9 protein-coding genes are annotated in these 13,193 nt (G+C 68.5%); 6 read left to right on the top strand and 3 right to left on the bottom strand.

The window, feature by feature from the left end:
• Positions 1-14: 14 nt before the first annotated feature.
• Entirely contained in the window at positions 15-1,043 is a 1,029-nt protein-coding gene (locus tag IPJ17_06950; protein ID QQR75307.1) for a LacI family DNA-binding transcriptional regulator, read from the bottom strand.
• Positions 1,044-1,182: 139 nt separating this feature from the next.
• Positions 1,183-4,005: a TonB-dependent receptor gene (locus IPJ17_06945; protein QQR75306.1), complete on the bottom strand. Its 2,823-nt coding sequence runs from the start codon at positions 4,003-4,005 to the stop codon at positions 1,183-1,185.
• A gap of 484 nt (positions 4,006-4,489) precedes the next feature.
• On the opposite strand from IPJ17_06945, the gene IPJ17_06940 reads away from it, so the two are divergent.
• From IPJ17_06940 to IPJ17_06915, 6 genes are all read left to right on the top strand, one after another.
• On the top strand, positions 4,490-5,917 hold the full coding sequence (locus tag IPJ17_06940; GenBank protein QQR75305.1) for a glycoside hydrolase family 28 protein: 1,428 nt from the start codon (positions 4,490-4,492) through the stop codon (positions 5,915-5,917).
• Between the two features lie 35 nt (positions 5,918-5,952).
• Positions 5,953-7,545, top strand: a complete 1,593-nt coding sequence (locus tag IPJ17_06935; protein ID QQR75304.1) for an MFS transporter — start codon at positions 5,953-5,955, stop codon at positions 7,543-7,545.
• Positions 7,546-7,644: 99 nt separating this feature from the next.
• Positions 7,645-8,475 (top strand): 5-dehydro-4-deoxy-D-glucuronate isomerase, encoded by an 831-nt coding sequence (gene kduI, locus IPJ17_06930; protein QQR75303.1) that lies wholly within the window; start codon positions 7,645-7,647, stop codon positions 8,473-8,475.
• Between the two features lie 10 nt (positions 8,476-8,485).
• Complete coding sequence (kduD, locus tag IPJ17_06925) at positions 8,486-9,244, top strand: 2-dehydro-3-deoxy-D-gluconate 5-dehydrogenase KduD (GenBank protein ID QQR76110.1); 759 nt, start codon at positions 8,486-8,488, stop codon at positions 9,242-9,244.
• A 58-nt stretch (positions 9,245-9,302) separates the two neighbouring features.
• The gene (locus tag IPJ17_06920) at positions 9,303-11,759 is read left to right on the top strand and encodes a glycoside hydrolase family 88 protein (protein ID QQR75302.1); all 2,457 of its coding nucleotides are present in this window, start codon (positions 9,303-9,305) and stop codon (positions 11,757-11,759) included.
• A 9-nt stretch (positions 11,760-11,768) separates the two neighbouring features.
• A complete protein-coding gene (locus tag IPJ17_06915) occupies positions 11,769-12,545 on the top strand; it encodes a glucose 1-dehydrogenase (GenBank protein ID QQR75301.1) in 777 nt (258 codons plus the stop codon).
• Positions 12,546-12,574: 29 nt separating this feature from the next.
• On the opposite strand, the gene IPJ17_06910 is transcribed toward IPJ17_06915, so the two are convergent.
• Complete coding sequence (locus IPJ17_06910; GenBank protein QQR75300.1) at positions 12,575-13,120, bottom strand: hypothetical protein; 546 nt, start codon at positions 13,118-13,120, stop codon at positions 12,575-12,577.
• Positions 13,121-13,193 lie beyond the last annotated feature (73 nt).

The following is a 13,193-nucleotide window of genomic DNA, read 5'->3' as shown; positions in this document are numbered from 1 at the left end:
GCGGAGCTCCGCCCTCACTCGAGACGTCTCGTCGAGTCCCGGAGGATCAGGTCGGGATCCAGGAAGACGCCCGTCCGGGCATCGTCGTGGCGACCCTCGATGGCGGCGATCAGCTTGGTGGCCGCCAGTCGCGCCATCGCCCGCACCGGCCGGCGAATGGTGGTGAGCGTCGGCCTGATCCTCGTGGCCAACGCGCTGTCGTCGAAGCCGGCGACCGACAGATCCCGCGGGACGTTGATTCCCTTCTCGATCGCGACCTGGATCACCCCCGCGGCCATGTCGTCGTTGCTGGCGAAGATGGCGGTCGGCGGCTCGCGCTTCGAGAGCAGCACCCGGGCGCACTCGCATCCCGACTCGAACGTGTAGGCCCCCCGCGCGATCATCTCCTCCTGCACCGCGCAGCCGAGTCGCGCCAGCGCCTCGCTGAATCCCTCGAGCCGCTCGCGAGTCGACCGCCGACCTTCCGGCCCGGTGATGTAGCCGATCCGACGGTGGCCGAGATCGACCAGGTATTCGGCCATCGCCGCCACGGCGGACCGCTCGTTGGAGACCACCACCCGATCCGACGTGTCCAGCGCGATCGAGGCCAGCCGCACGTACGGGATCCTCTCCTGCGCCAGGGCGCCGGCGAGCTCTGCGTCTTCCGAGAGCGGGGGCAGCACGATCACCCCGTCGAGGCGCGAACGCCGGACCGAACCGACGACCTCGCGACAGAGCCCGTCGGCCTCGCCGCAGGGATGGATCACCAGCTCGTAGCCGAGCTCACGGCAGACGTTGAGCACTCCCCGCTGCGCCTCGTCGATGAAGAGCGCGTCCGGATTGTCGTAGATGAGCCCCAGCAGGTAGGAGCATCGACCGGCGAGGCCACGGGCCTGCGCATTCGGACGGTAGCCGAGCTCGTCGATGACCCGCTGGACCTTCTCGCGCGTCGTCCCGTCGACCTTCGACGAGCGGTTGATCACGCGCGAGACGGTCCGGTTCGACACCCCCGAAAGGCGGGCGATGTCACTGATCGTCGATGGCCGCCGGAGCGTGCCACTCATGGCATCCCCTTTCCGTTGCCCGGTGCGATCGACCGGGATCTCCGGAAAAAGCTTCTCATGGCCTCGCAACCTCGGGGCGCCCCCGCGGGCTGCCGGGCGGACCGGGCCGCGCGCCCGGTCGCCCGGTCGCCCGGGGAGGTCAGAGGCTCCAGCGGATTCCGGCGAATGCCTGACGTCCCGAGTAGTTGATCTCGCGGATCAGGTTCATCGTCCCGTCGCCCGTGGTGTACAGACGCTCCTTCTCGTCGGTGAGGTTGATCCCCTCCAGGGTCAGCGAGAAGTGCTCGGTGATATGCCAGAAGGCGCTCATGTCCCAGCGGATCGGTCCGGTCGTGCCCTCGGAGACGTTGCCGTTGGTGCCGAGGTTGTTGGTGATGTAGTCGTCACGGTCGTTGACCGACACGCGCGCACCCCACCGCGGCGTCTCGTAGAAGAGGGTGGCGTTCCAGGAGTGCTTGGACAGCCCCTGCAACGGCACCTTGACGGTCCGGCCGCTGCGCACCACGGTCGTCTCGGCGTCCACGTAGGAGTAGTTGCCGTTGAAGCCGAAGTTGGCCCAGAAGCCGGGCAGACCGGTGAAGCTCTGCTGGTAGGCCACCTCGAATCCGTCGAGCTTCGTACCGTCGGAGTTGGCGGCGGTGCTGTACGTCCAGATCAGGCTTGGATCGAGCAGCTGCGGCTGCGTCGGGTAGACGGCCGCCACGGCGAGCCGGTCCTCCGGCCGCAGGGGCTCCTGCGTCGTGGGGAAGGAGATGAAGCTGTCGATGTCCTTGCGGAAGTACGAGGCGGCCAGCACGGCCTTCTTGGTGAAGTACCACTCCACGCCGAGGTCCAGGTTGTCCGCCACCATCGGCTCGAGCTGGGAGTTCCCGCCGGTGACCGTCAGATTGGTGTTGCCGTAGGCCTTGACCGGCGCCAGGTTGGTGAGCGAGGGGCGGGTCATGGTGCGGCTCGCGCCGGCGCGGAGCACGACCTCCGGGGTCAGGTCCCACGCGATGTTCAGCGCCGGCAGCAGGTTGTCGTATTCGTTCTTCTCGGTGGTGCTGATCGAGGCCGACAGCCAGCCCAGACCCGTGGTCTCGGTGGTCACGTAGCGAACGCCCAGGTTGAGGCGGAAGGCGCGGTCCTTCAGCATCGTCGCGAGGTTGTACTCCCCGTACGCACCCGCGGTCTCCTCCGTCACCACCCACGTCGCGCGGCCCGGACCGCGGAAGGGCTGGAAATTCGATCCGAAGGCGAAGGCCTCCTTGGCGCGCGGGAAGTCCAGGACCAGGAAGCGCAGATCGGTCGCGCTGCCGAAGCCGCCGGTGTCTTGGAACTGGAAGACCCGGCTGATGGACGACAGCGGAACGCCCGGCAGCGTCGTCGCGGTCTGCTGGAAGATCTCGCTCGACACCTCGCGCTCGTTGTAGATCGCGCCGAAGCGGAGGCTGTGCCCGGTGCCGATGAACCAGTCGAGATCGAGCTTGGCCGTGTCGTTCGTGCGATCGACGAGGTTCTTCTGCAGCAGTCCGTCGGTCTGGAGGTCGAAGTTGGCGGGGTTGGTGACGTCGAAATTGTAGTGGATCACCGCGACGTCGGGATTCTGCCCGAAGTCGTACGAGAACACCGCGTTGGGAACGTTGCTGTCGATGTTGAGGCGGAAGACCAGATCCTGGTACTCGGACGTGGCGCGGCCGACCATGCCGCTCAGGATGAGGTCGTCGTTGATGTCGAACTTGAAGTTCCCGGTCAGCTGGTTGAATTCCGTCTGGTCCTCGGCCTCGCGGCTCTCGGTGCGCAGCTCGACGTTGCGGAAGGTGCCGGCCACGGCGACGTTGCCGTTCCCCTGCTGCTCCAGGACGAGGCTCACCGGGGTGATGAAGCGGAACCCCGCGTTGCCGAGGAAGCGGAACTGGGCGAAGGAGTTGTAGCTCGTCGTCGTGTTGTCGAACTTGGAGTACACGTAGTTCAAGTCGAAGTGGAGCCGCTCGGTCGGGCGGAACTGGATCGTCGTCGCGACGCCGGTGCGGTCCTGCTCGTGCCGGAAGCTGTCCTGGCGCGGCAGGCGCGGATACCACGCGGTGCGGAGTTGCTGGTCGCTGTAGGCCGTCGGATTGGAAGCGAATCCGCTCCCCGGCGTCGACGCCGGAGTGTCCGGTTGCGCGAACCGGACGGTGCCGAAGCCGTCCTGCCACGAGTTGCGCTGGGTCCGGGCCGCGGAGACCAGGAAGCCCAGGGTCTTCGACTTGTTCGCCGTGGCGTAGGTGGCGGTGACTCGCGGATCCGACTCTTCGGAGAGGTCGTTGTATCCCGACTGGAACAGGATCGACGCCTGCGGGCCGTCCACGTCGAGCGCCCCCGCGGTGTAGAGCTGGATGGCGCCGCCCACACCGCCTTCCTCGATCGACGCCATCAGCGACTTGTTGACGTCGATGCGCGAGAAGAGCTCCGCGGGGAAGACGTTGAAGTCGAAAGCGCGGCCGCGGTTGATCGCGCCCGAGCTGTCGAGGCCGCCGGTCGAGGCCGGAACCTCCATCCCGTTGAGCGTGACCTGGGTGAACTCCGCGCCCAGGCCGCGCAGCGACAGCTGGCGTCCCTCGCCGCCCTCGCGGACGATCGTCACGCCCGGCACACGCTGGATCGCTTCGGCGACGTTGAGGTCGGGCATCTTGCCGATGTCCTCGCTCACGATGCTCTCGATCGTGTTGACCGCGTCGCGCTTCAATTCGACGGACTCCTCGATCGCGGCGCGATAGCCGACCACCTCGATCGTCTCGGAGATCACCTGCCCCTCGACCGGTTGTTCGGCGGTGCTCTCGGCAGCTTCGGCCGGTTTCGGCTTCTCCTCCTTTTGCGGCGGCGCGCCCTCCTTGCCGGCCTCTTGTGCCCAGGCGACCTGCAGGCCGCCAAGAGAGGTGAGGAGTGCGATCAGAAAAACACCTTTCGACCAGAATGAGGGGTGGTGCGAGGGTCTGAACATGGGTTCCTCCTTTCGCTGACAGTTCTTGCCGGGGACATCGCTCCAAGCTGTCGAAAGCGTCGGGCGCCCTTCCGGGCCTCTGGCCCTGGTCGCGGAAGAATGCCTACGGTGGCACAGAGTATGAACCAGCCCACAGGCGAGGGCAAGAGAAAAATGCCATCGCTAGCACACGACAGCTAAATACCTGACTAATAAATGCTTACACCTGGTTGCTGGCGCCAGGGGCGCGCGCCGTGGCGGCGACGGCGACGCTTTCGCCCGGTCGGGCGGCCGGCGACCGTGGTCGCGGCGGCCGCTCCGCCTCGCCCTGTCGCCCGCCGCGAGCGACCCGCCAGGCGGCTTCAAAGTGAGCCCTGCCAGGCATCTTGTCGCAGGGGGCCGGTCCGTGCCCCCTGTCGTCGAGCGCCGCCTCGACAAGATCCAGCGACCGCCGCTCGCCATGCCAGCGCTAGCAAAGTCGCCGGAAGTTGGTTACAGTACGCTCATGCCAAGCGGCCACGCCCTCTTCCGGGTCGCCACCCGGTTGACCCTGCTGCTGTCGGTTGCCGGCCTCTTCCCCGCGGCGGCTCAGGCCCCGTCCCCGGGACGCATCGACTGGACGTTGGTCGAGTCGATCGTCTCGCGCCTCGAGGCGCCGCGGATTCCCGCCAGGACCTACCGCGTCGACGACTTCGGCGCGGTCGCCGACGGCATCGCTGACGCGCGCCCGGCCATCCTCGCGGCGATCGCCCAGGCGAAGCGCGAGGGCGGCGGACGCGTCGTGCTTTCGCCGGGCGTCTGGCTGAGTCGCGGCCCGATCGAGCTGTCCTCTCACCTCGAGCTTCACCTCGAGCCCGGAGCGCATCTGCTGTTCGCCCCGGAGCCGGAGCTCTATCTGCCCGTCGTCGAGACGCGCTGGGAGGGCACGCGCGTCCTCGGCTATTCGCCGCTGATCTACGCCCGGGACGTCGAGGACGTGGCGATCACCGGTCCCGGGACGATCGACGGCAACGTCCGGAGCGGCTTCCACGCCTGGCACGCCCTGGCGGCGCCCGACATGCAGCGGCTGCGGCGCATGGGATTTTCCGGCGTTCCCCTGGCCGAGCGCGTCTTCGGAGCCGGCACGTTCCTGCGGCCGCCGCTCGTGCAGCTCGTCCGCGCCCGGCGCGCTCTGCTCGAGGGCTACACGGCGATCAACTCGCCCTTCTGGGTCAACCATCTCGTCTACAGCGAGCACGTCACGGTGCGCGGCATCCGGGTCGAGAGCCACTTCCCGAACAACGACGGTGTGGACGTGGATTCGAGCCGCTACGTCCTGGTCGAGGGCTCGACCTTCCGGACCGGCGACGACGCGGTGGTGATCAAGTCCGGCCGCGATCTCGACGGCCGCACCGTCGGCAAACCCAGCGAGTACGTGGTGGTGCGCGGCAACGACATGGGCGGCGAGGACGGGATCGCGCTCGGCAGCGAGATGTCGGGAGACATCCGTTACGTCTTCTTCACCGACAACGAGCTGCGCTCCGGGTCGTCGGCCATCCGCTTCAAGGCGAACCTCGACCGCGGCGGCACGGTCGAGCACATCGGAGTCCGACGCTTCAAGGTCGGCTCCTTCGCGCGACTCTTCTGGTTCCAGCTCGACTACCCCGGCGAGCTCGGCGGCAACTTCCCGGCGACCTACCGCGACATCGTCTTCGAGGACTTCGCGGTCGGTGACGTCGGCACGCTGTTCGAGGCACATGCGCCGGCGCAGGCTCCTCTCCGGGACGTCGTGCTGCGCAACATCGCCGTCGCCTCGGCGCAGAAGACGCTGATCCTCGAGAGCGTCCAGAACCTCCAGTTCGACGGCGTGACGGTCGCCGGCCGCCCAGTGCGTGTCGGCGCTGACGATTCACGTGGGGCCTCGGCTGCCGAGCCACCCCACGGCAGGAACTGAACGGGCAATCGCCCCACGGGGGCGGAGGCAACGCGATGACGAGCGACCGCGAGCGAGAGCCATCCGATCCAGCGCCGCCATCCACCACTGGAGCCGCGGCGGTCGCCGCCGGTCCGAGCCGTGCCGTGCCGTCGGCAGAGGAGGGCATCGGCCGCTACCGTTGGCTCATCTGCGCCCTGCTGTTCTTCGCCACCACGATCAACTACGTCGACCGCCAGGTCATCGGCGTCCTCGCCAAGGAGCTCGAGAAGATCATCGGCTGGTCCGAGATCGAGTACGGGAACATCACCGCGGCATTCCAGGCGGCCTACGCGCTGGGCCTCCTCCTCACCGGCAAGCTGATCGACCGTTTCGGCGTCCGGGTGGGATACACGGTGGCGCTGACGATCTGGAGCCTGGCGGGGATGATCACCGCCTTCGCCCGGACGCCCCTGCAGTTCGGGCTCTGCAGATCGCTGCTGGGGCTCGGCGAGGCCGGCAACTTCCCCGCCGCGATCAAGTCGGTCGCCGAGTGGTTCCCGAAGAAGGAGCGCGCGCTGGCCACCGGGATCTTCAACGCCGGAACCAACGTCGGCGCGGTGATCGCACCGCCCACCGTGGCGTGGATCTTCGTGCAGTTCGGCTGGCAATGGGCGTTCGTGCTCACCGGCGCCATCGGATTGGTGTGGCTCGCGTTCTGGCTGCCGATCTACCGCAGGCCGGAGGAGCACCCCAAGGTCTCGGCGGCTGAGTTGCGGCACATCCAGAGCGATCCGCCCGATCCGGCGGGCAAGACGCCCTGGCTCCGGCTGATCCCCTACCGGCAGGCGTCGGCCTTCGCGATCGCCAAGTTCATGACCGATCCGATCTGGTGGTTCTACCTCTTCTGGACGCCGAAGTTCCTCAGCGAGAAGCACCACCTCGATCTTTCGAGCATTCCGCTTCCCTTGATCGTCATCTACCTCATCGCCGACGTCGGCAGCATCGGCGGCGGGTGGCTCTCGTCGAGCCTCATCAAGCGGGGCTGGCAGGTGAGCCGTGCTCGCAAGACCGCCATGCTCCTCTGTGCGCTTGCCGTGACGCCGGTCGTCTCCGTCTCGCGGATCGAAAGCCTCTGGCCCGCGGTCCTGCTCATCGGGCTCGCGGCGGCGGCCCACCAGGGCTGGTCTGCCAACGTCTTCAGCACCGTCTCGGATACCTTCCCGCGCCAGGCGGTGGGCTCGGTCGTCGGGATTGGTGGAATGGCCGGCTCGGTCGGTGGGATCATGCTCTCCGTGCTGACCGGCGCCGTGCTCCAGACGAGCCCTGGCGACTACACGGTCAACTTCGTCATCGCCGGTTCCGCCTACCTGGTCGCGTTGGCGATCCTCCACCTGATGGCACCGAAGCTCGAGGTCGTCGACATGGGTTCACCGATCGAACCGAGGTCGCTCGGACCGATCGTCGGCTTCGGCTTCGTCGGCCTCGTCTTCGGAACCTTCCTCGCCTGGCTCGTCGGCCTCGTTACCCTGGCCGGCCCCGCTGCGGTCGTCGGTCCCGCCCTTCTCGGCTACCTGGGGTGGGGCGCCGGGCTCGGTGCGGTCGTCGGTGCGATCTCGGGAGTCGCGATCTGCAACGCCCTGGCGAGAACCGAAAGCCACGCCGGCTGACGCGATGCCACGACCTCGAGCGGACAGGGGACCTTCCAGGAGATCCGTCGGCCCCGATCTGCGAGCAGAGCTTCCACGGTTCTCGAAAGGGACACCCTCATGAACGTCCGAACCACGCCCGACCCGGTCCGTCTCGAACAGATGAGCACGACGGAGATTCGCCAGAGCTTCCTCGTCGACACGCTCTTCGAGCCGGACCGCCTCTGCATGGTGTACAGCGACGCGGATCGCGCCATCGTCGGCTCGGCCGTCCCGGCGACGAAGGCGCTGACGCTGGAATCCGCCCCGGAGCTGCGAGCCGAGACGTTCTGCGAACGCCGCGAGCTCGGCATTCTCAACATCGGCGGGCCCGGATCCGTCACGGTCGACGGCGTCGAGCACTCCCTGGCCAAGCGGGACGGTCTCTACGTCGGCCGGGGAAGCCGCTCGATCACCTTCGCCAGTGACTCGGTCGCGCAGCCGGCCCGGTACTACCTCCTGAGCTTCCCCGCCCACGCCACCCATCCAACGGCTGCCGTTCCGCAGTCCGCGGCCGAGACCGTGCAATTGGGCAGCCAGGAGGCCTGCAACCGCCGGACCCTCTACAAGCTCATCCACCCGGGCGGCGCCCGGAGCTGCCAGCTCGTCATGGGCTTCACCGTCCTCGAGCCGGGAAGCGTCTGGAATACCATGCCACCGCACACCCACGCCCGCCGCATGGAGGTGTATCTCTATTTCGACCTGGCGCCGGACGCTCGCGTCTTCCACTTCATGGGTCGCCCGGAAGCCATTCGCCCTCTGGTCGTGGCCGACGGCCAGGCGGTGATCTCTCCGAGCTGGTCGATCCACTGCGGCGTCGGCACCGGCGCCTACACCTTCTGCTGGGGCATGGGCGGCGAGAACCAGGCCTTCGACGACATGGACCTCCTGACTCTCGACCAATTGAGGTGAACAAGCCGTGATCCTGGATCGCTTCAAGCTCGACGGCAGGACCGCGATCGTCACCGGGGCTTCGCGGGGCCTCGGCCAGGGGATCGCCGTCGGACTCGCCGAAGCGGGGGCCGACGTGGCTCTCGTCGACCGCTCGGATGGCGCGGAGACGCGCGAGCGGATCGCCGCGCTCGGCCGCCGCTGCGTGACCGTGCAGGCCGACCTCGCCGACCACGACGCGGTCCGCCGGATCGTCGACGAGACGGTCGACAAGCTGGGCGGCATCGACATTCTGGTCAACAACGCGGGGCTGATCCGTCGCGCGCCTCTCGCCGAGTTCACCGAGGCGGACTGGGACGACGTGATCGACGTCAACCTGCGCGCCCTCTTCTTCCTCTCCCAGGCGGTCGCCAAGGTGATGATCGCGCAGCGCCGCGGCGGCAAGATCGTCAACATCGCCTCGCTGCTCAGCTTCCAGGGCGGCATCCTGGTGCCCTCGTACACGGCGTCGAAGAGCGCCGTCCTGGGGCTCACCCGGCTGCTCGCCAACGAGCTCGCTCCGCACGGCATCAACGTCAACGCGATCGCTCCGGGGTACATGGCCACCGACAACACCCGTGCCTTGCGCGAAGACCCGGTTCGCCACCGAGCGATCCTCGAGCGGATTCCCGCCGGGCGCTGGGGCGCTCCGGAAGACCTTCAGGGCGTGGCCGTCTTCCTCGCCTCGGCCGCATCGGAGTACATGCATGGCTACACCATCGCCGTCGACGGCGGTTGGCTGGCACGCTGAGGTGGAGGAAACGGCCGGTCGACGGCGTTTCTCGAGCCCGGCGCACGAGGACCACTGGATGAAAACCCCGACGATTGCCTGCGGCCTGTCTCTCCTGGTCGTCCTGATCGGATGCGCCGGGACGACGGTCGCAAGACGAACCCCTCCACAGCCGCGACCGATCGCCCATCTCGAGGTCTCGAACCCCTCAGCCTTCCCGCGGCCCGACACGCTGGTGCGCCTCTCGCTGAACGAGCTCGGGGTGACCGCCGGGCCGCTGCAGGTCTGGGAGGGAGCGACCGCGAGGCCCACTCAGCTGCTCGATGACGACGGCGACGGCCGGCCCGACCGCCTCGCCTTCCTGGCCGACCTCGGCGCCGCGGCGACGCACACCTTCTCGATCGACGGCCGGACCGCCGCCGCTGCGGGGCCGGCGCGCGCCCACGCCGAGGTGTCGATCAAGGAGGGCGGCCACTGGCAGGGGAAGACCTATGTCGGGGGAACCTTCACCGGCGTCCGTCAGGTCACGCTGCCTGCCCAGGCCACCGATCACAGCGAGTACCTCCGCTACGAAGGACCGGGGATCGAAAGCGATCGGGTGGGCTATCGCGTCTACCTCGACTGGCGCAACGGCTTCGACATCTTCGGCAAGCGCACCGCGGCGATGGTCCTGCCGACGGTGGGTCTCGACGGCTACGACAGCTACCACAAGATGAGCGCGTGGGGCGCGGACATCCTGAAAGTCGGCCAGAGCCTCGGCATGGGCGGCTTCGGCTATTGGGACGGCACCCGCGCCGTGCTCGCCTCCGACGTCGCGAAGCGCTCGACCTCGATCCGATCCGACGGCCCGATCGAGGCCTCCTTCACCCTCGATCTCGAGGGTTGGAACACCGGTGCCGCCACCGTCGATCTGCACGCCGCGCTGTCGATGCAGGCCGGCAGCCCGCTGGTCGACGTCACGCTCTCGACCTCCGCCCCGCTCGACAACCTCGCCGTCGGTCTCGTCGCCCACCCGGAGACCGAGGTGCTCGTCGGCAATCTCGACATCCCCGGGGAGGCCTGGAGCTACCTTGCAACCTTCGGCCGGCAGAGTCTGTTCGACGACCCGCTCGGCATGGTGCTCCTCTTCCACCGGCTGGATCTCGTCGCGCAGACGCGGGACGAGAACAGTCACGTCCTGGTCCTCCGCCCGCGCGGCAAGGAGCTCTCCTACGCCTTCGGTGCCCTCTGGTCCGGCCAGCAGGGGGGCGTCAAGACCCGCGAGGAACTGGAGGCTTTCCTGACCGCCGAGGTCGAGCGCCGCACCCTCCCCCCACGCCTCCGCCTCGAGACGGAGACGTCGCGTCGAGCCCGGAGCCTGGGCGCCCTCGAGGTCTCGACCCGCCTCGCCACGTCGGAGATCGCCCGTCGCGGCACCAGCCTCTCGTTCGGCGGATGGGACGCCGTGCCTTCGCGGCCGAGCGGCTGGACCTACACGACCGGCCTCCTGATGCAGGCGATGGACGACCTCTCCGCCGCCGTCGGTGATCCGCGCTTCGGCGATTACGCCCGCCGCACGATCGACAGCTATCTCACCGCCGACGGCACGATCCGCACCTTCGACGTCGCCGAGTACAACATCGACAGCATCAACTCCGGCAAGATGCTGCTACGCCTGCGAGAGCGCGATCCCGACCCCCGGTATCGCGCCGCCATCGGCGCGCTGGCGGCCCAGCTCGCCAGCCATCCCCGCACCGCGGAAGGCGCCTTCTGGCACAAGCTGAAGTATCCCCATCAGCTCTGGCTCGACGGCGTCTACATGGGCATGCCGTTCCTCGCCGGGGTCGGGGTCCTGGAGGGGGACGACCGCAAGATCGAAGCGGCGGTCCAGGAATTCGTCCTCGCGCGCTCCCATCTGCGCGACCCGCAGTCGGGTCTCTACTTCCACGCCTGGGACGAGGCGCGAGCGCAGAGCTGGGCAGATCCGGCGACCGGCCGCTCGCACTTCGTCTGGGGGCGAGGGCTGGGATGGTATGCGATGGCTCTCGTCGACATCCTCGACGTGATCCCCGTCGAGAAGACCGCCTTGCGCGCGCCGCTGCTCGCGATCATCCCGGAGTTGGCCGAGAGCCTCGTGCGGACCCAGGACGCGACGGGCACCTGGTTCCAGATCGTCGACATGCCCACCGCACCCGGCAACTACCGCGAGGCGTCGGCCTCCGCCATGTTCACCTACTTCCTGGCCAAGGCGATCAACCGGGGCTATCTCTCGGCGTCCTTCGCGCCCGCCGCACAGAAGGCCTGGGCGGGGCTGGTCGACGAGTTCCTCGCCGTCCACGCGGACGGCTCGTACCACCTGACCCACGTCTGTTCGGGCGCCGGCCTGGGCTTCGGCCGGGACGGCAGCTTCCGCTACTACATGAGCGAGCCCGCGGTCGACAATGACCCGAAGGGCCTGGGCCCGGCGATCATGGCGGGAATCCAGATCTCCGCCCTCGCAGACCGGGCGGGATCGGGCAACACGCAACCGGCGCACCCACAGCCGGGTCGCCAGTAGGAGTCCTCGATGGCCTTCTCCGGATTCGATCTCACGGGCCGCACCGCCGTCGTCCTCGGCGGCACCTCCGGTATCGGGCGAGCCCTCGTCGACGGCCTGGTGGAGGCCGGCGCCGACGTCGTCGCGAGCTCGCGACGCCAGACCGAGGTCGACGCCACGGCCGCGGCGATCGAGCAACAAGGCAGAAGGACGCTGCGGATCGCCGCCGATGTCTCCGACCGCCCCTCCTTGGTCGCCCTCCGCGAGGCCGTCCTCGCGACCTTCGGCAAGATCGACATCCTGGTCAACTGCGCCGGCCGCACGCAGCGCCGTCCGACGCTCGAGGTCGACGATGCCGAGTGGGAGGGGATCCTCGACGTCAACTTGACCGGAACGCTGCGCGCCTGCCAGGTCTTCGCCGTTCCGATGCTCGAGCGCAGCTACGGCAGGATCGTCAACATCGCCTCGCTCGCCTCCTTCGTCGGCCTCTACGAGGTCGCCGCCTACGCCGCCAGCAAGGGTGGCGTCGCCGCGCTGACGCGGGCGCTCGCCGTCGAATGGGGGTCCCGCGGCGTGCTGGTCAACGCCATCGCACCGGGAGTCTTCCGCACCTCGCTCAACCAGGACCTGCTCGACGGCACCGAGCGCGGCCACGAGTTCAAGCTCCGCACGCCCCTCGCCCGCTTCGGCCGCATCGAGGAGCTGGCAGGAGCCGCCGTGTTCCTGGCGTCCGACGCCGCCAGCTTCGTCAACGGCGAAGTGCTCGTCGTCGACGGCGGGTTCCTCGCCAGCGGCGTGAACCGGTAGCGCAATCCGCGACGCCCGCGCGGCGCCGCTCAGCTCGGCCCGCGCGCCACGTCGTTTCCGAGCATCACGAGCAGGGCGAGCAGGGCGAGCACCGACGCTCCGAAGCCCACGAGCTTGGTGATCGTCGCCGCGCTGGCGATGGCGATCCAACGCGGCTCGAGGGCGCTCGCTCCGTTCGTCACGAAGCGCTCCAGCTCGCGGAGGTGAACGAGGTTCTCCGTCCAGTCGGCGCCCAGCGTCAGAGCGACGACGGCGACGAGCCACGCCGCCGAGATCGGCCGTCCGAGGCGGGACCAGACCAGGAGCGAGGCCGCCAAGAGTGCCCCGCCATAGGCGAACGGGAAGATCAGATCGAGCTCGAGGAAGCGTCGCTCGGCACGCAATCCGGCGTCGCCAAGGCTCGACCAGCAGGAGGCCACGTCGTCGACAGAGTAGCCCCAGCGTTGGTTGAGTGGCTTGCCGGCGTCATTCCCGGCAGTGCGCCCCGAGAGCTTCTGCATCGCACCGGCGCCCGCCAGGAAGACGACCAGCGGCAGCACGAGCGCCAGCAGACTGGTGAGCAGCACTCGACCCATTGACCCTCCTTCCGTCACTCAGGTAACGCCGCCACCGCCTTCGCCTTGCGGTTGCACCGAATCTCCCTTGGGA

This window comes from Holophagales bacterium (genome assembly GCA_016699405.1).
Taxonomy (GTDB): domain Bacteria; phylum Acidobacteriota; class Thermoanaerobaculia; order Multivoradales; family JAGPDF01; genus JAAYLR01.
This window is presented reverse-complemented; position numbering and strand designations above follow the sequence as displayed.